Here is a 19,260-nt window from a genome sequence, read left to right on the forward strand (position 1 = left end):
TGACGGGCATGGCACGCACACCGCTTCTGCAACTCTCCGATATCTCGCTCACCTTCGGGGGCGACCCGGTCTTCGCCGATCTGTCGCTCGTCGTGCAACCGGGTGACCGGGTGGCGTTGGTCGGGCGCAACGGATCGGGCAAATCGACGCTGATGAAGGTCATGGCCGGGCTGGTCGAGCCTGACAGCGGCACTTGCATCGCCGCACCGGGCGTGAGCGTGGGCTATATGGAGCAAGACCCAACGATGGCCGGTTTCGCCACGCTGGGCGATTACGCCGCCAGCGGACTGGATATGGGCGAGGCCTACAAGGTCGAGATGGTCGCCGAGGGGCTGAAGTTCGATCCCGCAGGCGACGTGAACACCGCTTCGGGTGGCGAACGCAGGCGGGCGGCGCTGGCCAAGCTGATGGCCGAAGCGCCCGAACTGATGCTGCTCGACGAGCCGACGAACCATCTGGATATCGAGGCCATCGCCTGGCTGGAGGCGGAGCTGAAACAGACCCGTGCGGGGTTCGTCCTCATCTCCCACGACCGCGCGTTCCTCCGTGCGCTGACCCGCGCAACTCTCTGGATCGACAGGGGAAACGTACGCCGGGCCGAGCAGGGTTTCGACGGTTTCGAGGATTGGCGCGACAAGTTGTGGGAGGAAGAGGACCAGCAGCGCCACAAATTGAACCGCAAGATCAAGGCGGAGGCGCGGTGGGCCGTCGAAGGCATCTCTGCCCGGCGCAAGCGCAATCAGGGCCGGGTGCGCGCGTTGCAGGACCTGCGCGCGCAGCGTGCCGCCCAGATCACCCGGCAGGGCACCGCCGCGATGGCGTTCGAAAGCGGTGCCACCTCGGGCAAGAAAGTGATCGAGGCGGAAGGGCTGACAAAGTCCTTCGACGGCAAGCCCATCGTCAAGAGCTTCGACCTGACCGTGCAGCGCGGTGACCGCGTGGCCTTCGTCGGGCCCAATGGCGTCGGCAAGACCACGCTGATCAAGATGCTGCTGGGGCAGGTGGAACCCGACGCGGGGCAGGTGAAGCTGGGCACGAATCTCGACATCGCGGTCTTCGATCAAAGCCGCGCGGCGCTCGACGGCGACATGACGCTTTGGGACAATCTGGTCAGCGATCCGGTGCTGGGGGCCAGCGGCAAGGCCGATCAGATCATGGTGCGCGGCGCGCCCAAGCACGTCGTGGGTTACCTCAAGGAATTCCTGTTCGACGACGCGCAGGCGCGCGCGCCGGTGCGGTCTTTGTCGGGCGGTGAAAAGGCGCGGCTTCTGCTGGCCAAATTGATGGCGCGGGAAAGCAATCTGCTGGTGCTGGACGAACCGACCAACGATCTGGATATCGAAACGCTGGATTTGTTGCAGGACATCCTGGGCGATTACCCCGGCACCGTGCTGCTGGTCAGCCACGACCGAGATTTCCTGGATCGGGTGGCGACCACGACCATCGCGATGGAAGGCGACGGGCAGGCCACGGTCTATGCCGGTGGCTGGTCGGACTATCAGGCGCAGCGCGGCAGCCGCGCCGCGAACCCGACGATGAAGATGGCGGCAGCCCCGAAATCTGAAAACAAGCCTGCGCCGAAATCAGCCGCGAAACCGAAGCTGTCTTTCACCGAAAAGCATCGGCTCGATGCACTTCCGGGCTTGATCGAAACGATCACCGCCGAAATCGCCAAGCTGGAAACCCTGCTGGCCCAGCCCGACCTCTACACCCGCGAGCCGGTGAAGTTCCAGAAAGCCACTGACGCGCTGGTCCAGCGCCAGCAGGCCCTGTCGGAGGCGGAAGACGAGTGGTTGATGCTAGAGGAAAAGGCCAACGCCGCGTCCTAGCGGACACCGCACTGTTTTGCATCTTCTTTTGGTCGAAAATACCTCGGGGGAAGGCCGTAGGCCGGTGGGGGCAGCGCCCCCGCATCGCGCCGGAGGCGCGATCCCGCGACATGAAAAATGCCGGGGGGCGCAGCCCCCCGGCACCTGTCGGCGGCGTCAGCCGTCGAAATTCCTCTGATGTGTATCAGCCGTCGAAATCGACCTCTTCCATGATCCGCAGCGCGGCCGGGCGGTGGCCCGCGATCTCGGTCAGGTCGGTGTCGTCCGCCGTCACCTCACCCCAGCTTGCGACAAGCTCGGAAATCTCCGCACTTTCCAGCACCGGATATTCATAATTCTCCTCGGCATAGATCGCCTGTGCTGTCGGGGACACGAGGAATTCCATCAGTTGCAGCGCCTCGTCGCGGTTGGGTGCGGATTGCGTCATGGCGATACCCGACACGTTCACATGCACGCCGCCGTCCTCGAAGGTCGGGAAAACGAGGCGCACGCTGTCGGCCCATTCGGTCTGCTCGGCATCTTCCAGCATCTTGCCCATGTAATAGGTATTGCCCAGCGAGATGTCGCATTCACCCGCCCAGATCGCCTTGACCTGCGCGCGGTCGTTGCCTTCGGGCTTGCGGGCCAGGTTCGCTTTCACACCTTCGGCCCAGTCGCGCGCGGCCTCTTCGCCGTGATGGGCGATCACTGCGGAGACGAGTGCCAGATTGTAATTATGCAGACCGGACCGGGTGCAGATGCGCCCCTCCCATTTCGGATCGGCCAGATCCTCATAGGTCGTGATTTCGCCGTCGGCCACACGTTCGCGGCTGGCATAGACGACACGGGCGCGGGTGGTCAGCGCGAACCATTCGTTGTCCGCGCCGCGCAGGTTGGCGGGGATGGCATCGGTCAGCGTGTCGCTTTCGACCGGCTGCACGACATCGGCATCGACGATCTGCTGCAGGTTGGCGATATCGACGGTCATCACCAGATCGGCGGGCGACCGCGCGCCCTCGGCCTTCAGTCGCTCCACGATGCCTTCCTCGACGAAGGCGAGGTTCACCGCGATGCCGGTTTCGGCGGTGAAGGCGTCCATGACGGGCTGGATCAGCTCGGGCTGGCGGGTGGTGTAGATATTCACGTCGGCAATGGCCGGGGCCGCGATCACGGTGGTGGTCGTGGCCAGAAGAAGGGTGCGCAGGGACATGGGGTCGCTCCGTTTGCTTTGCGTTTCCTGTGTAGTGGTAAACCTGAGTCTTTCAGTCGGGTCAATACCTGAATTTTTTTGTCGGAAATAATACCGTCACCCATATGGGTGTTGAGCGGAGGTCGGGAATCACCCGATGCTGGCACCGTAATTCGTTCAAAGACAGGAGATTTAACGATGAGATTTTCAACGATCTGGGCCGTGTCGACTACAGGCCTGCTGGTCGCCTGCAGCGGCGGTAGCGGCAGTAACGACGAGATGGACGACCTGCCGCGGCAGTTCGCGCCGGTGGCGGCGGAGCTGAACGCGACACTGGACGCGACCGACTTCGCCGCGACGCCGACCCTGCCGGTCAATACGACATCGCAATACGACGGGCGCGTCGCGCTGATCACCGATGCGGACAAACTGGCGGATTTTCAGGCGCTCCTGCGGAGTTCGGACAACGTGCTCGACAGCGCCGAGATCGCGGCGGCCTCGGTCGATTACGTCGGTGACGCGGACGTGACCATCGACTTTGACAGCGGCGCGATCAACGGCCGGTTGGAGAACTTCATCGACACCGACGACACCGAGGTTGCCGGCGGCGCGAGCCTGTCGGGTGCCGTGATCGACAACTTTGCCTGGACGGCGGGCACCGACGGCACGGTCGATGGGGTGAGCGTCGACGGAAGCATCCTGGGCAGTTTCAACGGTGCCGACGCGGAGGTCGTGACCGGCGTAGGTGTGCCGCGCTCTCAGGAGGCGCAGGATTTCAGGTTACTTCTGGGTGCCGCGCGGTCGGATTGAAGCCACTGACGGCGCGGACAGTACCGCGCCGTCATTCCCGCTCTGCGGTTTTCACTTCCGTCCAGAGCGCGTCCATTTCCGCCAGATCGCTGTCGCGCGGGGTCTTGCCCCTCGCGGCCAGCGCATCCTCGATCGCGGCGAAGCGGCGTTCCACCTTGGCGTTGGTGCGGCGCACGGCGGTTTCGGGGTCCACACCCAGATGCCGGGCGAGGTTGGCCATGACGAACAAGAGGTCGCCGAACTCGTCCTCCACGGCATCGGCTGCCAGAGTGTCGCGCGCCTCGACCAGCTCGCGGGTTTCCTCCGCGATCTTGTCGAGCACATCCGTGGTTTCGGCCCAGTCGAAACCCACCCGCGCCATGCGGTTTTGCAGTTTCACCGCCCGCGTCATGCCGGGCAGACCGATGGCGACACCGTCGAGCGTGCGTCCCTGCGCGCGGCCCGCGCGTTCCGCCGCCTTGATCTTCTCCCAATCCGCAGTTTGCTGTTCCGCCGATTTGTCACGTGATTCGTTGCCGAAGACATGCGGATGCCGCGCGACCATCTTGTCGGAAATCGCGCGCACGACCGATGCGAAGGTAAAGTGACCGGCCTCCGCGGCCATCTGCGTGTGATAGACGGTCTGCAGCAGCAGATCGCCCAACTCGCCCTCAAGGTCCGCCATATCGCCGCGCTGGATCGCATCGGCGACCTCGTAGGCTTCCTCGATGGTGTAGGGCGCGATGCTGGCGAAGTCCTGTTCGATGTCCCAGGGACAACCGGTATCGGGCTCACGCAACCGGCGCATGATCTCCAGCAGGCGCGGCATGCCGCCGTCGGGATCGTGGATCAGCGTGTCGTCTTGGCTCTCGGCGGGCATTGCGCAGGCTCCGTATTCGGCGATAGTGCCAAGGCTAATGTTCCACAACCCGGAGTGCCACCCATGCCCGTCATCAATCGTATCGCCGGTTTCGCCGAAGACATGACCGGCTGGCGCAAACATCTGCACCGGCACCCCGAACTGACCTTCGATTGTCACGAGACGGCGGCGTTTGTCGTTGAGCGGCTGCGCGATTTCGGGATCACCGAGATTCATACGGGTATCGCCACTTCCGGCGTCGTGGCGATCATCGAGGGGCAGGGCGACGGCCCCACCATCGGGTTGCGCGCCGACATGGACGCACTGCCGATGCGTGAGGAAACCGGGCTGGAACACGCCTCCACCGTGGCGGACAAGATGCACGCCTGCGGACATGACGGGCACACCACGATGCTGCTGGGGGCCGCGCGCTATCTGGCGGAGACGCGGAATTTCGCGGGCCGCGTCGCGCTGATCTTTCAACCGGCGGAGGAAGGCGGCGGCGGTGCGCAGGTCATGGCGCAGGAGGGGATCCTCGATCGGTTCGACATCGCCGAGGTCTATGCGCTGCACAACGCGCCCGGCACACCGGTCGGACATTTCTATACCACGCCGGGGCCGATCATGGCGGCGGTGGATACGTTCTCGATCCGCATCACCGGCGTCGGTGGCCATGGTGCCATGCCGCATGAAACCCGCGACCCGATCGTCGCCGCCGTCAGCATTGTGCAGGCGATCCAGACCATCGTGAGTCGCAATCACTATGCCGGGGATGCGCTGGTGGTGTCGGTGACGCAGATCCACACCGGCTCTGCCGACAACATCATCCCCGAAAGTGCATGGATCAACGGCACCGTGCGCACCTTCGACAGCGCGGTGCAGGACATGGTGCGCGGGCGTCTGGCCGAGATCGTGGCCGGGCAGGCGGCGAGTTTCGGTGTGACGGCGGAGATCGACTACGAGGTCGGTTACCCGGCCACGGTGAACCACGCGGACAAGGCCGCGTTCGCTGCAGACGTCGCGCGCGAGATTGCGGGAGAGGACGGTGTGGTGGACGACGCGGGACCGGAAATGGGGGCGGAGGATTTCGCCTATTTTCTGGACGAACGCCCCGGTGCCTATCTGTTCGTCGGCAACGGCGACAGCGCCGGGTTGCACCACCCCAAATACGATTTCGCCGACGAGACGGCAGCGGCGGGCGCGTCGTTCTTCGCGCGGCTGATCGAACGGGCGCTGCCGGTGGGCCAGGCCTGACCCAAAGGGGCGCTACCGCGCATAGTTGATTCAGATTGGTTGTGAGGCGACGCATCGCGGCACGTGTCGCGCCGGGTGAAAGCTTCGATCCATCTGCTGAGAGGCCGTTTGCGGCAGGTCTGCCGCAAGACAGGCCTGATCGAGAGTGATTGCGCCGTCAGCCGCGTCAAGGATGAACAGCCCTTCGGGCTGCGCCTGCGGCGTCCTTGACCCGTCTGCCGTCGCGGTGTCAGGTGGCAGGAGTTGCGGGAGAAGTGCCATGAGTCTGGAAGACGCGAAGAAACAGGTCGACCTGGCGTTTACGCGCGCGGAGCGGCGCGGGCTGGCCTTTGAAAACGCCTTTGGCGGGGCAACGTCTTTTCTGCGGCGGCGCTATACCAAGGATCTGGCGGGTGTCGATCTGGCGGTGACCGGCGTGCCCTTCGATCAGGCGGTGACGCACCGGACAGGTGCGCGTTTCGGGCCGCGCGTGATCCGCGAGGCCTCCACCCTGCAGCCCTATGACCCGCCCTATGGCTGGGACGGGTTTGATCCGTTATCGGAGTTTTCGATTGTCGACTACGGCGATCTGGCCTTTGACTATGCCCACACGCCCAGCTTTCCGGGGCTGTTGCAGGCGCACATCGCGGGGATCCTCGGGCAGGGGCCGGGGACGGTCACGCTGGGGGGCGATCATTTCATCACGCTGCCGATCCTGCGGGCCTACGCCGAGAAATTCGGGCCGATGTCGGTGATCCAGTTCGACGCGCACAGCGACCTATGGGCCGATGACGACATGGACCGGATCGACCACGGCACTTTCATGTACAAGGCCGTGAAGCAGGGGCTGGTGGATGTGACACGCTCCGTCCAGATCGGGATCAGGACGGAATGCGACGACTATCTGGGCATGCCCTACATCGACGCACGAACCTGTCACGAGCAAGGCACGCAGTATGTCACGCAAAAGGTTAAGGAGATCCTGGGCGACAGTCCGGTATATCTGACCTTCGACATCGACGCGCTTGACCCCGCGTTTGCGCCGGGCACCGGTACGCCGGTCTGGGGCGGGTTGGCCAGCTGGCAGGCGGCGGCGATGCTGCGCGATCTGGCGGGGATCAATCTGGTGGGCGGCGACGTCGTCGAGGTGTCGCCCGCCTATGATACGGGTGGGGCCACGGCGATTGCGGGGGCGCATATCACGATGGAGCTTTGCTGTCTTGCGCTTTGGAATAAAAGGAAAACGTGATGCCAGCACAACCGATTTCGGGTAACGATCTGGCACGGTTTTCCGGGCCGCAGACCTTCATGCGGCTGCCCGCGGCGGAGACGACCAAAGGGCTGCATGTGGGGTTCATCGGCGTGCCGATGGATATCGGGACAAGCTGGCGGTCGGGCACGCGGTTCGGACCGAAGCAGATCCGTGCGGAAAGTGCGATGATCCGGCCCTACAATATCCAGACAGGGGCTGCGCCATTCGATGCGCTGGCCTGCGCGGACCTGGGCGACGTGGCGATCAACACGTTCAATCTGGCCGAGACGATCCGTTTGCTATCAGCGGCTTACGATACGCACTTGAAGCATGATTTCATCCCCGTCGGGTTGGGCGGGGATCATACGATGACCTTGCCGATCCTGCGGTCGATAGCGCGGAAACACGGGCCGGTGGCGCTTGTGCATGTGGACGCCCATGCGGATGTGAACGACGAGATGTTCGGTGAGCGTGAGGCGCATGGCACGGTGTTCCGGCGCGCGCATGAGGAAGGGCTGATCGTGCCTGACAAGGTCTTTCAGGTCGGGTTGCGTGGCACGGGATACACGGCGGACGATTTCACCGAGGCCGCGGGCTGGGGGTTCAACCAGTGGCTGGCACCTGATCTGTGGCACAAGAGCCTCGCCCCGCTGGCCGCTGAAATCAAAGCGAAAATCGGCACCCACAAGACCTATATCACCTATGATATCGACAGCCTCGACCCCGCATTCGCGCCGGGCACCGGCACGCCGGAAATCGGCGGGTTGACCACGATGCAGGCGATGGAACTGATCCGGGGGTTGCGGGGTGTGAATGTCGTGGGCTGCGATCTGGTGGAGGTCTCGCCGCCCTACGACACCACCGGCAATACCGCGCTGGTGGCGGCCAATCTGGTGTTCGAGATGTTGTCGATCCTGCCGGGCGTGCCATATCGTTAACCACAACGCGCGAGTGTGCACCGGACGTGCACCGCGCGTGCACGACCCATACACCGCAAAATGACGGACCACGCAAATGTTAACCAACATCCTTTTCTTCGTGGCGGTGCTGATTGCCGGGGTCATGCTCTACATCCGCTTCGTTCCGGCGAACGCGGCGAAATGGACCGACCCGGACCTGCCCGCCACAATCGCCGCAGACGAAACCGGCGAGCGGTCGTTTATTGCGATCCGCCCCGTGGAGGGGCCGCAGATGCTGGACCGGTTGGAGGCGGTTGCACTGGCGACACCGCGCACAACGCGGCTGGACGACGGCAGCGGTGACTGGATGACTTTCGTGACCCGCACGCGGCTGATGGGCTACCCCGATTATACCTCTGCCCGCGTGGTGGAGATCGATGGGGCGTCGCACTTGCAGATTTACGCCCGCGCGCGGTTCGGCAAGCTGGACATGGGCGTGAACAGGGCACGGGTGCAGGACTGGCTGGCCCAGCTGGACCTCTTGACGCCGCAGGGCTGATCGGCCACTTCCAAATCCATGATAGCAGCAGAAAAAATAGACCAGATCATCGACCGCTTCGAGTTTCTGGAAGCGAAGATGGCCTCCGGCGATGTGGGTGCCGATATGGTCACGCTGGCGCGCGAATATGCCGAGTTGAAGCCAGTGGTCGAGACGGTCAGCGCCTACCGCGACCTGATGGTGCAGATCGACGACGCGCAGGCGATGTTGCGCGACCCCGAGATGCGCGAGATGGCGGAGGAGGAACTGCCGGAATTGAAGGCGCAGCTTGCGGCATCGGAGGAAGAGGTGCAGCTGGCGCTTCTGCCCAAGGATGCCGCCGACGGGCGACCGGCCCTGCTGGAAATCCGACCCGGCACGGGGGGCGACGAGGCATCGCTGTTCGCGGGTGATCTGTTGCGGATGTATCAGCGCTATGCCGAAAAGCAGGGCTGGAAGTTCGAAGTCCTCGAAGAACAGCAGACCGAGCTTGGCGGGATCAAGGAGGTCGTGGCGCGGATCGCGGGCGACCACGTCTTTGCGCGGCTAAAATACGAGAGCGGTGTGCACCGGGTGCAGCGCGTGCCGGAAACCGAAAGCGGCGGAAGGGTGCATACATCCGCCGCGACGGTGGCCGTGCTGCCCGAGGCGGAGGATGTCGACATCCAGATCAACCCGTCCGATCTGCGGATCGACACAATGCGCGCGTCGGGGTCCGGCGGGCAGCATGTGAACACGACCGACAGCGCGGTGCGCATCCTGCATATACCGACAGGCATCATCGTGGTGAGCGCCGAGAAATCGCAGCACCGCAACCGCGAGATCGCGATGCAGGTGCTGAAAACACGATTGTTCGATCTTGAGCGGCAGCGGGTGGACGGTGAACGCTCGGCCGACCGCAAGGCGCAGGTCGGATCGGGTGATCGGTCGGAGCGGATTCGCACCTACAACTTTCCGCAGGGGCGGCTGACCGATCACCGGATCAACCTGACGCTTTATGCGCTGGGGCAGGTGATGGCGGGCGATCTGGACGAGATCATCGACGCGCTGGCCGCCGATGCGCAGGCCACGCTGCTGGCCGAGTTGGGCGCGTGAGCCTGACCGGGCAGACTTTGCTGGCCGAGGCGGCGGCGACACTTTCCGAGGCGGGAATCGCCGAAGGTGCGCGCGATGCGCGGCGGCTGTTTGCATCCGCGATGGGGGTGGAGGCGTCGCGGGTGACGCTGATCGCGCAGGATGAGGTGACGGCGGCGCAGGCGGAAGCATTCCAGGCGCTGGTCGCCCGGCGTGCGCGGCGTGAACCGGTGTCGCATCTGACCGGCGAGCGGCAGTTCTTCGGCCACCGGTTCGAGGTCGGGCCGGATGTGCTCGACCCGCGACCGGAGACCGAAGTGCTGGTGCAGACGGCGCTGTCAGTGCCGTTTGGCCGGGTGCTGGACCTTGGGACAGGATCGGGGTGTATCCTGACCAGTCTGCTGGCGGCGCGGGGGGCGGATGCCTTTGGCGTGGGCACGGATATGTCGGCGGCGGCCCTCGCGATTGCCGCGCGGAATGCAGCACGGCTGCGGGTGCAGGACCGGGTACAGTTCTTTCAGGGCGACTGGTTCGCGGCCTTGCCCGCATCGCAGGTGCCGTTCGATCTGATCGTGTCCAACCCGCCCTATATCGCCGCCGATGAAATGCCGGGACTGGCCCCCGAGGTGCGCGATTTCGAGCCGCGGCTGGCGCTGACCGACGAGAGCGACGGGCTGTCGGCCTATCGTGCGATTGCGGCAGGGGCCGTGGCGCATCTGGAGCCGGGCGGCTGGTTGATGGTGGAAATCGGGCCTGCGCAAGGGGCCGCGGTGCAGGGCTTTCTGACGCAGAGGGGATTCGCGCAGGTCGGGATCGCACACGATCTGGACGGGCGCGACCGTGTGGTGATGGGTCAAAAACCGCGCAATCGCGCCTATTAGGGGCGGATTCGGGCATTTGTGCTTGTCTTGGCTGCCGCTTCGTGCTTTTTGAAGCGCATCGCACGATGAGCCGATGGCGCTCTTGCGCGATAGTCGCCAGGAAAACGCTACGGTTCGGATTCACGCCTGATACGGCGCAGGACCATCAAGCGCAACGAGAGCCACGAGGCTTGACGAAAGCACATTCATGAGATCATCGAAGTCACGGTCGCGGGGCAACAAGAACCGCAACAACCGCCCCTCCGGCGGCAACATCATCAATCGCGTGTTCGACAGCAACGGGCCCGAGGGCAAGGTGCGCGGCACCCCGCAGCAGATCATCGAGAAATACAACCAGCTGCACCGCGACGCGCAGCTGTCGGGCGACCGGGTGAACGCGGAAAACTACGCCCAGCATGCGGAGCATTATCTGCGGATGCTGGCCGAGGCGCAGCGCGAGGTCGAGAAGGCCCGCGAGGAGCAGGAAGAACAGAACCGCCAGCGCCAGGCCGAACGCGACCGCGAGCGCAACGAACGCCTGAAGGCGCAGGAGGCCGCGGCGGCCGATCCGTCGACGCTGGATCAGCCGCAGCAGGGCGAGGACAGCGGGCTTGTCGACACGCCCGAAGCCCAGCAGGATCAGCCAAAGCCCCGCAAGCCGCGCCAGCGCAAGCCGCGCCCGCCCAAGGGGCAGGAGGCCGGAGACGGCGGCGGCGATCAGGGGCAGGCCCCTTCATCCCCGGAAGCGGCGGAATGACAGACAAGGCCCACCGTTCCGGTGGGCCTTTTTCGTACCGGCGGGTGGTGGTGACGGGCGCGAACGGTGCCGGCAAATCGACGTTCGCACGCGCGCTGTCGCGGCGGACCGGGCTGCCGCTGCTGCATAACGATGCCTTCGCGCTGACGACGGGCTGGCGAAAGCGCCCGCGCGCGCAGGTCCGGGATTCGGTGGTCGATGCCCTTGCCGCGCCGCGCTGGGTTATCGAGGGCGGCCCGTCGCTGATACGGGCGGATGTGCTGGCGTATGCGCCGCTGGTGATCTGGCTCGACCTGCCGCGAGAGCTGCGCGTGCGGCGGATCGTTCTGCGGTCGCTGTACTATGCGGGGCGCACGCGGCCGGAACACCCGGCAGGCAACCGCGACTGGCCCGGCTGGCGGCAAGTCCGTTTCGCGGTGCGGGTGTGGCGTGATGCGGAGACCGTGACCGGTGCCATCCGGCGTGGATTGCAGGGCTATCCGGCTGTCCGGCTGACGTCACCCGCCGCCGTGGGCGGGTTTCTGGCTGCCGTCCAGTGACCGGGCCAGCGCGCAGAACGCCTCCAGGCTGACCTGTTCGGCCCGTTCGGTGGGTTTGATCCCGGCGGCGATCAGGTGGTTCTCGATATCCGGCCCCAGCGATTTCAATGCGGAGCGGAGCATCTTGCGGCGCTGGTTGAACCCCGCCGCCACAACCCGGTTCAGCGTGGCGGCATTGGCCGGGAAACGTGGTGCGGGGAGGGCGGTGAGATGCACGACGGCAGAGGAGACCTTGGGCGGCGGCGAAAACGCCTCCGGCGGCAGGTCCATGACGATGCGGGCATCGGCGCGCCACTGGGCGAGCAGGGCGAGGCGGCCATAAGCCTTCGTTCCCGGCTGTGCCACGATCCGTTGCGCCACTTCGCGCTGGAACATCAGCGTGAGGCTGTCCCAGACCGGTGGCCAGTCCGGCGGGGTCAGCCAGCGGACCAGCAATTCGGTGCCGATGTTGTAGGGCAGGTTGGCGGCGATCTTGATCGGCGGGGTCAGGTGGGCGGTGGCGTCCACCGCCAGCGCGTCGCCCTGCATTACCTGCAACCGGCCCGGATAGGCGGCGGCGATCTGGTTCAGCGCGGGCAGGCAGCGGGGATCCATCTCCACCGCAAGCACCCGGCGGGCGCCTTCGGCGAGCAGCCCGCGCGTGAGGCCGCCGGGGCCGGGGCCGACCTCCAGCACGTCCGATTGCGTGAGGTCGCCGGCCAGCCGCGCGATCTTGGCGGTCAGGTTCAGGTCGAGCAGGAAGTTCTGACCGAGCGATTTTTTCGCGGCGATGCCATGTGTCGCGATCACCTCGCGCAGGGGGGGCAGATCGTCGATGCCGCTCATGCCTTCATCTGGCCAAAACAACTCAATTCCACGCCCTCAGACCCCACGGGCGTCGGCCATGTCGCGCGCCATGCGGATCGCGGCGATCATCGACGTGGCGTCGGCGATCCCCTGTCCCGCGATGTCGAAGGCGGTGCCGTGGTCGGGCGAGGTGCGGATGAAGGGCAGGCCCAGCGTCACGTTCACGCCGCCCGAAAAATCCAGCGTCTTGATCGGGATCAGCGCCTGATCGTGATACATGCAGACGGCGGCGTCGTAGTGCTGCCGCGCGCCTGCGTGAAACAGTGTGTCTGCGGACAGCGGTCCGGTGATCTGCATGCCTTCGTTGCGCAGGGCGGTCAGAACCGGTGTGATCATGTCGATTTCTTCCAGCCCGATCTTGCCATCCTCGCCCGCGTGCGGGTTCAGGCCCGCGACGGCGATGCGTGGTTGGGACAGGCCGAAATCGCGGCGCAGGGCGGCGTGGGTGATCAGCAGCGTATCGGTCAGCAGGCTGGCGGTAAGCTGTTCCGGCACCTGTGCCAGCGGAATGTGGATGGTCGCGGGCACGACGCGGAGCGCGTCACAGGCCAGCATCATCACCACCCTGTCGACCCCGGCCAGTGCCGCCAGGTATTCGGTATGGCCGGGATAGGCGAAAGCAGCACCGTCGATCAGGGCGGCCTTGTGGATCGGTGCGGTGCAAAGCGCGCGGGCGTGGCCCGAGGTCACAAGGTCCACCCCTTGTGCGATGGCGTCGATCACGGTCTGGGCGTGTGTGGCATCGGGCGTGCCGGGCGTCGCGGGTGTGCCGGTGTCGTGCGCCAGCACACCCAGCTTTCCGGGCGCTGGCGCGTCGCCTGCGGTGTCCAGAACGCTCACCGGCGTGCCTGCGGGCAGATGCGCGGGGTCACCGATCCACAGAAGTGGGATGTCGTCGCGCAGCGCCGCCCAGGCCTTGACAGCGATTTCAGGCCCGATGCCCGCCGGTTCGCCGCAGCTGATGACGATCGGCTTTTGCGCCGTCATTGCACGCGGATGGTGGCCGAGGCGCGCAGGTTTTCCAGCAGGGCATCGGCGAAACCGGCAAGACGCTGGCTGCGCAAGCGGTTTTCGACGGCATCGCGGTCGGTCTCTGCGTCGGTATCGGCGATGCGGTCACAGAGCATCAGGAAGACAATGGTGTTTCCGTTCGACCGGCGCAGGTTGTACGACACTTCGCCGGGGTCGAGACGGGCCAGTTCGATCGCCACATCCTGCGGGATTTCCGCGGGGGCGAGGCTGTTGCGCTCCAGCACTTCGGCCGGTTGACCTTGTGCCACGCCGTAAAGATCGTCGCAGGTGTCCACGCGGTCGGCCACGTCCTGTGCAGCCGCGATACCTGCGTCGGCGTTCAAGTAGTAAGCGGCGTATTCGATGGCGGCGGGGACGGGTGGCGGGGCCGGGACCTCGCGCACGCCACGCATCTGGAACAGCGCCACACCGTTGGTGATCTGGATCGGGGCGGTGACCTCGTTCGTGCCGAGGCTGAGGATCAGGTCACGCAGCTGCGGCGGATAGTTGGTGATCGGCAGCCAGCCCAGCCGCCCGCCGTTGTTGCGCGACGGCAGGGCGGAGACCTGCCGGGCCGCAGCGGAAAACGCATCCTGGCTGCGGATCGTCGAGATCTGCTGCGCGCGGGCCAGCGCCTGTGCGGCGCGCGGCGGCGGGGCGGGGATGATGATTTCCGACAACAGCACCTCGATCCCGGCACCGCTGCCGGTGGTGGCGCGGATCGCGCGGTCGATATCGGCCTCTGTCACTGCGGTCTGCGACCCGTAGCGGCCCCGGATATAGTCGCGCCACGTGACACCGACAGCCACGAAATCGCGCAGGGTTTCCTCGGCGATGCCGTTCTGCGCCAGCACCTGCAGGAACTGATCGAGGCTGAGGTTGGCGCGTTCGGCGAACTGGGTCATCGCCTTTTGCAGGCCTTCTTCCGTCAGGCTGAGACCGGCGCGGTCGAGTTCGGCTTGTTTCAGGCGATCCTCGATCAGCTGCTCGCGGGCCAGCTCCGGCCCGGCCCCGGGGGTGCGGAAGGCCGTCAGCAGGCGGGCACGCTGGTCGATCTCGTAGTACGTGATCACCTTGTCGTCGACGGTGATCGCAGGCGAGAACCCGGTCTGCGCCGCGGCGGTCTGGCCCAGCCCGAGCGCCAGCACGATGGCGATGGTTCCGGTGAGAAGGTGAAATGCGCGCATGCCTGTCCTCTTGCGTCGGTTCAGTTCGTACAGCCCGTGGCGGGGCCGCCGCCCGCGCGTCCGGCTGAAAAGCCGTTGAGTGAGACGCTCAGGCCATAGTTGGTCGATGGGTCGACAGTAGTCGAAGACGTAAAGCGGCGCGAGACCGAAAGGTCAACCGTGACGCATTCATTCTGCCACGTCAGGCCGAGGCCCGCGCGGGCGGGTCGCTCGGCCGCGATGTCGTAGCGCGCATCGAGGCTGACGGCCCAGGCGTCGGTGACCTGCACGGCCGTATCGAGCGACCATTCCGAGACCGCTTCGGGTCGCGCCTCTGCCGGGTCGGCGGCCTGCCAGATATAGGCCGCGTTCAGCGATGTGGAATGGGTCTGCCAGTTGATCCGGGCGGCCCCGCGCGTGATGTCGAGATCATCGTCGAACAGGCTGCGCCCTTCGATCATGAAGCCGTCGGCGGTGCTGAGTTGCCCCGCGACGAGCCAGTCGGATGCCCGGCCCGCCAGCCCGGAGGAGGCGTTGAAATCGCCGGCGTTCCGGTCGCGCACAACCCGTCCGACGGTCAGTGCGGTGGCGTGGCCCGCGGTGTAGTGCCTTGTCCAGCTGAGACCGAAGGCGGCGCGCGTGCCCAGCTCCGTGCGGTCGTCGCCGGGAAACCGCGACAGGGCGAAGAGGTTACCCTGGTCAAGTTCGGCGCGGGTACTGTCCTCGTTGGGGGGATCGTCGCCGAAGCGGTCCGACCAGGCCAGCGCCAGCACCGGTGTCAGCAGATCGGTGGTGCCACCGGCCCCGCGCCGGATCAGTGGCCAGCGCAGGGTGGCTGCGGCATGCGGGACGATACGGGTGATGTCGTCGGCGAAGGCCGGATCGTCGTTGATCCGGTAGAGATCGGCGCGCAGCCCGGCAGAGGTATCGAGCAGGACACCGCCGGGCAGGGCCCAGTCGCGCCGCCAGGCAAGTGTGGCTCCCAGCCGCGCCACATCGCGGGCGCTGTCACCGATGGCGGGGTTCGTGCGCAGGGCGGCGTCCGCGCTCAGCCCCCAGTCGAGCAGGCCCGCGCGGCCCAGATCGATCCGGTCGTCATAGCTGATGTTGGCGACAAGGGGCGGCAGTGCGGTATCGACCTCGTCGTCGCGCAGGGATTCGAAATAGGTGACCTGGGCCGCGAAAAGGCTGTCGGCGCGCACGCGCGTCAGGCTGACGCTGCTCTCCAGCCGGTCGGCATCGCCGAAGCCGTAGTCGAGCAGGTAGGCCGGGTCGCTGACCGTTTGCAGCGCGAAATCAAGCTGGAAGTCGCCGCTGAGGGCGAAATCGCCCTCCACAAAGAGGAAGGAGCGCAGATCGTCCTGCAACTCGTCGTCGGTGACGGCCCCGCGGATCGCCAGATTTCCGGTGACATAGGCCTCGCGGTAGAGCGCCTCGATCGTGGTGGTCTTGGCGGACAGGTAGGGTGTCAGCGTGATGTCGCGGTGGTCGCCGAGGCGGACGAAATAGGGGATCTTGATCCCGGTGCCCAGCTGATCGGTGGTGCGGATGCGCGGGATCAGGAAACCGGTGGCGCGGTCCAGCGTGGGGTCGGGCAGGCGCATGTAGGGCAGCCAGAACACCGGCACGCCGCGCACCCGCAGCACCGCGTCGTTGAAATACAGCTGCTGCGCGTCCTGATCGTGCACCACGCGCCCGGCGCGGATTTCCCAGAGCGGCGCACGGGTGCCGCAAACCTGGCAGGCGGTCGCCGCGACCTGCCGCAGATCGGCATAGCGGCCGTCGACGCGGGCGATCTGGGTCGCCGCCAGTTGCAGCTGCCGCTCCAGCACCAGCCGCGCGCCCTGCAGCAGGCCGTTCTCCAGCCGCGGGTCGAGCGTGGCGCGATCGGCGGCGATCAGCGTGCCGTCGCCGTCGACCAGATAGATCGGGCCGTCGATGATCAGCCGGTCGGCGGCGCGGTCATAGACGATGCGGCGGGCGGAGAGGCGGGTGCCGTCGTAGAAAGCCTCGATATTGCCCTCGGCGATCAGGCGCTCGTCCGGTGTGACAGTCAGGCTGTCGGCCACGAGGGTCGCCACAGCTTGCGCGCGGGCGAGGCCGGGCAGCAGCAGAAGCAGCAGCGCGAGCCAGCGCATCAGCCGTCCTCCTGATGCAGCAGATAGCCCAGCGACAGGCCGATGGCCGCAAGCGGTGGTGCCCAAGCGGCCAGTGCCGCGGGGATTTCCCCGTTCTCGCCCAGGATCTGCGCGAAGTTGCGCAGGAAATAGATACCGAAGGACAAGAGCACCGCCAGCAAGACCATCAGCCCGGTGCGCCCGCCGCGCTGGTGGCGCATCGTGAAGCTGGCCCCGATCATTACCATCGCGACCAGAAGCACCGGCAGGGCCAGTTCCATCTGGAACCAGACGCTGTGGCGCTGCGCCGAAAACCCGGCACTTTCCAGCCGGGCGATGAATTGCGGCAGGTCCCAGATCGGGATCGACGACGGGGTGCCGAAACTGTCGCGGATCTGATCCGCGGTCAGGGTCGAGGGCACGGTGAGTTCGGCGTGGCGCGTGGCCTCTGCCTCGGGCGTCGCGGTGTCGCCCAGCGGCCAGAGCTTGGCATCGGTCGCGACCCATGCCCCATCGGTCAGCCGCGCACGCACCGCGTCGATGCGCTGTGACGGCCCGCCTGCGCGGGTGAAGCTGATGAAGGTGACGCCGCTGAGTTCGGTCCCGTCGAGGTTCGATCCCTGCGCGTGAATCACGGTCTGGCGCGCATCGTCGCCCTGCCGCAGCCACAGGCCGGTGGCCCCAAGCGTCAGAACAGAGCTTTCGCCGCGCAGGGCGTCGCTGCGTGCTTCGGCCTGCTTTTGGGTGGCCGCGACGATGGGGTTCATCACCGCCACCCCCAGCACGCCGATCAGGAAGGCCACCGCCAGCGGTGACATCAGCGCGCGCAGGGCAGAGCGCCCGGCGGCCCGTGTCACCACCAGTTCCGACGAGCGCGACAAACCAAGAAAGAGTGTGATCGTCGCGAGGATCATGATCAGCGGCAGAATGCCGTAGATCGCCTCCGGCACGTTGAGCAGGGTCAGGATCGTGATGTCGCCGAAGCTGGCATCCGCACTTGCATAGCGGCGCAACTGGTCAACGAAATCGACGAAGGCGAGGATCATCACGAAGATCGCGAAGACCGCCAGAAAGCTGAAGGCGAAGCGACGGGCGAAATACCGGTGCAGGATCATGGAGCGGCCCCGGTCACGGCGCGCGGTCTGCGGCGGAACAGCGACGGGCGGCTGGCCCAGAACAGCAATCCGCCGCAGATCAGGAAACCCGCGATGCTGGGCAGGTAGGTCGCGAACCACAGCCCGGGATTGGCGCGCGCCGCGTTCAGGCCCACCGCCTCGATCGCCTTGATCAGGATGATCAGCAGGATCGCCACGACGATCTGACGCCAGACGCCGAAGCGGCTGAACCCGCCGACCATGAGCGCCGAAAACCCCAGCAGCGCCGCGACGGCCCCCAGCAGCGACTGTCCGAACCGATTGTGCCCGTCGGCGATCAGTTCGGCCACCGTGCGGCCGGTTTCTTCGGCAAGCTCCGGGGTTGCGCGCAAAAGCTCCAGCGTCGGCACCTCGCGGGCGTTGCGGCCATCGCGGTCGGACACGGTCATGAAGTCGCCGATGTCATAGGCGAAATCATCGAAGGATGTCGTGAACAGGCGCTGATCGGCATGGCGCAGGGTCTGCACCAGCCCGTCGATCATCACCAGTTGCGCCTGACCCTCGCTGCGGACCAGAAACGCCTGTGCTGCGGTATAGGTCACATCCTCTGCCGGGTTGCGCGCGTCCGACAGGAACAGGTCGCGCAACTCGCCTGCGGGCGTGATGTCACGGATGTAGAACGTGAGCCCGTCCACCGGCTCCAGGAACTGTCCGGGCGTCAGCAGCCGCGAGGTGACGTTTTGCGAGATTTCGACCTGCCGTTCGGCCAGACGGGCGCTCGACAGCGGCACCAGGAAATGCATCAGAATCGACATCAGCACGAAGACGATACCGCCGAAATACATCACCGGCCGGGCCAGCCGGAAAGGCGAATAGCCGGTGGATTGCACGGCGACCAGTTCGGATTCCGTGCTCATCCGGTTGGTGACATAGACGGCGGCGGCGAAGGACGCGAGCGGCAGCGCGATGCGGATCACGGTGGGCAGCGAAAGCGCGGTGAACTCCAGAAACACGCCCGCCGACTGGCCGTCGGCGATCAGCTGGTCGAAAAGGCGCACCGCGCGGTTCACCCAGTAGATCATCACGAAGACGAGGCTGAAAAAACCGAACAGGGCCATCAGCTGCGACAGCATATAGCGGTCAAACCGTCCCATGCCGTCCTTGCCCCCGATCTGCCATGCTACGCGCGTTTTGCGTGTTCTAGCGCAAGCCATTGGCAGTTTGAACTG

The 19,260-nt window shown here is 65.8% G+C and carries 18 protein-coding genes; 10 read left to right on the forward strand and 8 right to left on the reverse strand.

Translation table 11 applies throughout. From position 1 onward, the window contains the following. The first annotated feature begins 8 nt into the window (after positions 1-8). Positions 9-1,829: an ABC-F family ATP-binding cassette domain-containing protein gene (locus AC04PH_RS08315; protein ID WP_483065275.1), complete on the forward strand. Its 1,821-nt coding sequence runs from the start codon at positions 9-11 to the stop codon at positions 1,827-1,829. A gap of 184 nt (positions 1,830-2,013) precedes the next feature. Here AC04PH_RS08315 and AC04PH_RS08320 read toward each other — a convergent pair whose 3' ends face one another. After that, a complete protein-coding gene (locus AC04PH_RS08320) occupies positions 2,014-3,018 on the reverse strand; it encodes a Fe(3+) ABC transporter substrate-binding protein (RefSeq protein WP_483065276.1) in 1,005 nt (334 codons plus the stop codon). A gap of 177 nt (positions 3,019-3,195) precedes the next feature. Between AC04PH_RS08320 and AC04PH_RS08325 the strand changes: the two genes are divergently transcribed. Then, complete coding sequence (locus AC04PH_RS08325) at positions 3,196-3,807, forward strand: hypothetical protein (protein ID WP_483065277.1); 612 nt, start codon at positions 3,196-3,198, stop codon at positions 3,805-3,807. Positions 3,808-3,838: 31 nt separating this feature from the next. On the opposite strand, the gene mazG is transcribed toward AC04PH_RS08325, so the two are convergent. Continuing rightward, positions 3,839-4,666: a nucleoside triphosphate pyrophosphohydrolase gene (gene mazG / locus AC04PH_RS08330; RefSeq protein ID WP_483065278.1), complete on the reverse strand. Its 828-nt coding sequence runs from the start codon at positions 4,664-4,666 to the stop codon at positions 3,839-3,841. Between the two features lie 63 nt (positions 4,667-4,729). Between mazG and AC04PH_RS08335 the strand changes: the two genes are divergently transcribed. The 8 genes from AC04PH_RS08335 (at position 4,730) to AC04PH_RS08370 (ending at position 11,797) form a co-directional block, all read left to right on the forward strand. Next, entirely contained in the window at positions 4,730-5,899 is a 1,170-nt protein-coding gene (locus tag AC04PH_RS08335) for a M20 aminoacylase family protein (protein WP_483065279.1), read from the forward strand. A 259-nt stretch (positions 5,900-6,158) separates the two neighbouring features. Beyond that, the gene (speB, locus tag AC04PH_RS08340) at positions 6,159-7,127 is read left to right on the forward strand and encodes an agmatinase (RefSeq protein WP_483065280.1); all 969 of its coding nucleotides are present in this window, start codon (positions 6,159-6,161) and stop codon (positions 7,125-7,127) included. Then, on the forward strand, positions 7,127-8,068 hold the full coding sequence (speB, locus tag AC04PH_RS08345) for an agmatinase (protein ID WP_483065281.1): 942 nt from the start codon (positions 7,127-7,129) through the stop codon (positions 8,066-8,068). Before speB (AC04PH_RS08340) ends, speB (AC04PH_RS08345) begins: the two co-directional genes overlap by 1 nt. Before the next feature lie 76 nt (positions 8,069-8,144). Beyond that, positions 8,145-8,588: a DUF1499 domain-containing protein gene (locus AC04PH_RS08350; protein ID WP_483065282.1), complete on the forward strand. Its 444-nt coding sequence runs from the start codon at positions 8,145-8,147 to the stop codon at positions 8,586-8,588. An 18-nt stretch (positions 8,589-8,606) separates the two neighbouring features. Next, on the forward strand, positions 8,607-9,662 hold the full coding sequence (gene prfA, locus AC04PH_RS08355) for a peptide chain release factor 1 (protein WP_483065283.1): 1,056 nt from the start codon (positions 8,607-8,609) through the stop codon (positions 9,660-9,662). Further along, complete coding sequence (gene prmC, locus AC04PH_RS08360) at positions 9,659-10,522, forward strand: peptide chain release factor N(5)-glutamine methyltransferase (protein ID WP_483065284.1); 864 nt, start codon at positions 9,659-9,661, stop codon at positions 10,520-10,522. Before prfA ends, prmC begins: the two co-directional genes overlap by 4 nt. A gap of 187 nt (positions 10,523-10,709) precedes the next feature. Then, positions 10,710-11,258: a DUF4167 domain-containing protein gene (locus AC04PH_RS08365; RefSeq protein WP_483065285.1), complete on the forward strand. Its 549-nt coding sequence runs from the start codon at positions 10,710-10,712 to the stop codon at positions 11,256-11,258. Next, on the forward strand, positions 11,255-11,797 hold the full coding sequence (locus tag AC04PH_RS08370) for a P-loop NTPase family protein (protein ID WP_483065286.1): 543 nt from the start codon (positions 11,255-11,257) through the stop codon (positions 11,795-11,797). The genes AC04PH_RS08365 and AC04PH_RS08370 overlap by 4 nt, the downstream gene beginning before the upstream one ends. Here the strand turns inward: AC04PH_RS08370 and rsmA are convergent. From rsmA to lptF, 6 genes are read right to left on the reverse strand one after another with little or no spacing between them, the layout of a single operon-like run. Continuing rightward, complete coding sequence (rsmA, locus tag AC04PH_RS08375) at positions 11,756-12,622, reverse strand: 16S rRNA (adenine(1518)-N(6)/adenine(1519)-N(6))-dimethyltransferase RsmA (RefSeq protein ID WP_483065287.1); 867 nt, start codon at positions 12,620-12,622, stop codon at positions 11,756-11,758. The genes AC04PH_RS08370 and rsmA overlap by 42 nt on opposite strands. 36 nt (positions 12,623-12,658) lie before the next feature. Then, positions 12,659-13,630, reverse strand: coding sequence for a 4-hydroxythreonine-4-phosphate dehydrogenase PdxA (gene pdxA / locus AC04PH_RS08380; protein WP_483065288.1), 972 nt, complete (start codon positions 13,628-13,630; stop codon positions 12,659-12,661). Continuing rightward, on the reverse strand, positions 13,627-14,841 hold the full coding sequence (locus tag AC04PH_RS08385; protein ID WP_483065289.1) for a peptidylprolyl isomerase: 1,215 nt from the start codon (positions 14,839-14,841) through the stop codon (positions 13,627-13,629). Before AC04PH_RS08385 ends, pdxA begins: the two co-directional genes overlap by 4 nt. Before the next feature lie 20 nt (positions 14,842-14,861). After that, on the reverse strand, positions 14,862-16,958 hold the full coding sequence (locus AC04PH_RS08390; protein ID WP_483065290.1) for an LPS-assembly protein LptD: 2,097 nt from the start codon (positions 16,956-16,958) through the stop codon (positions 14,862-14,864). After that, positions 16,958-18,052: an LPS export ABC transporter permease LptG gene (lptG, locus tag AC04PH_RS08395; RefSeq protein WP_483065291.1), complete on the reverse strand. Its 1,095-nt coding sequence runs from the start codon at positions 18,050-18,052 to the stop codon at positions 16,958-16,960. The genes AC04PH_RS08390 and lptG overlap by 1 nt, the downstream gene beginning before the upstream one ends. Beyond that, complete coding sequence (lptF, locus tag AC04PH_RS08400) at positions 18,049-19,185, reverse strand: LPS export ABC transporter permease LptF (protein WP_483065292.1); 1,137 nt, start codon at positions 19,183-19,185, stop codon at positions 18,049-18,051. Before lptF ends, lptG begins: the two co-directional genes overlap by 4 nt. Between the last annotated feature and the right edge of the window lie 75 nt (positions 19,186-19,260).

The sequence above is a fragment of the Yoonia sp. KMU-150 genome (assembly GCF_056858355.1).

What these genes read in the sequence shown, in the direction of transcription:
- AC04PH_RS08315 (WP_483065275.1), top strand. Translation starts at nt 9, where the DNA reads ATGGCACGCACACCGCTTCTGCAACTCTCCGATATCTCGCTCACCTTC.
- AC04PH_RS08320 (WP_483065276.1), bottom strand. Translation starts at nt 3,018, where the DNA reads ATGTCCCTGCGCACCCTTCTTCTGGCCACGACCACCACCGTGATCGCG.
- AC04PH_RS08325 (WP_483065277.1), top strand. Translation starts at nt 3,196, where the DNA reads ATGAGATTTTCAACGATCTGGGCCGTGTCGACTACAGGCCTGCTGGTC.
- mazG (WP_483065278.1), bottom strand. Translation starts at nt 4,666, where the DNA reads ATGCCCGCCGAGAGCCAAGACGACACGCTGATCCACGATCCCGACGGC.
- AC04PH_RS08335 (WP_483065279.1), top strand. Translation starts at nt 4,730, where the DNA reads ATGCCCGTCATCAATCGTATCGCCGGTTTCGCCGAAGACATGACCGGC.
- speB (WP_483065280.1), top strand. Translation starts at nt 6,159, where the DNA reads ATGAGTCTGGAAGACGCGAAGAAACAGGTCGACCTGGCGTTTACGCGC.
- speB (WP_483065281.1), top strand. Translation starts at nt 7,127, where the DNA reads ATGCCAGCACAACCGATTTCGGGTAACGATCTGGCACGGTTTTCCGGG.
- AC04PH_RS08350 (WP_483065282.1), top strand. Translation starts at nt 8,145, where the DNA reads ATGTTAACCAACATCCTTTTCTTCGTGGCGGTGCTGATTGCCGGGGTC.
- prfA (WP_483065283.1), top strand. Translation starts at nt 8,607, where the DNA reads ATGATAGCAGCAGAAAAAATAGACCAGATCATCGACCGCTTCGAGTTT.
- AC04PH_RS08365 (WP_483065285.1), top strand. Translation starts at nt 10,710, where the DNA reads ATGAGATCATCGAAGTCACGGTCGCGGGGCAACAAGAACCGCAACAAC.
- AC04PH_RS08370 (WP_483065286.1), top strand. Translation starts at nt 11,255, where the DNA reads ATGACAGACAAGGCCCACCGTTCCGGTGGGCCTTTTTCGTACCGGCGG.
- rsmA (WP_483065287.1), bottom strand. Translation starts at nt 12,622, where the DNA reads ATGAGCGGCATCGACGATCTGCCCCCCCTGCGCGAGGTGATCGCGACA.
- pdxA (WP_483065288.1), bottom strand. Translation starts at nt 13,630, where the DNA reads ATGACGGCGCAAAAGCCGATCGTCATCAGCTGCGGCGAACCGGCGGGC.
- AC04PH_RS08385 (WP_483065289.1), bottom strand. Translation starts at nt 14,841, where the DNA reads ATGCGCGCATTTCACCTTCTCACCGGAACCATCGCCATCGTGCTGGCG.
- AC04PH_RS08390 (WP_483065290.1), bottom strand. Translation starts at nt 16,958, where the DNA reads ATGCGCTGGCTCGCGCTGCTGCTTCTGCTGCTGCCCGGCCTCGCCCGC.
- lptG (WP_483065291.1), bottom strand. Translation starts at nt 18,052, where the DNA reads ATGATCCTGCACCGGTATTTCGCCCGTCGCTTCGCCTTCAGCTTTCTG.
- lptF (WP_483065292.1), bottom strand. Translation starts at nt 19,185, where the DNA reads ATGGGACGGTTTGACCGCTATATGCTGTCGCAGCTGATGGCCCTGTTC.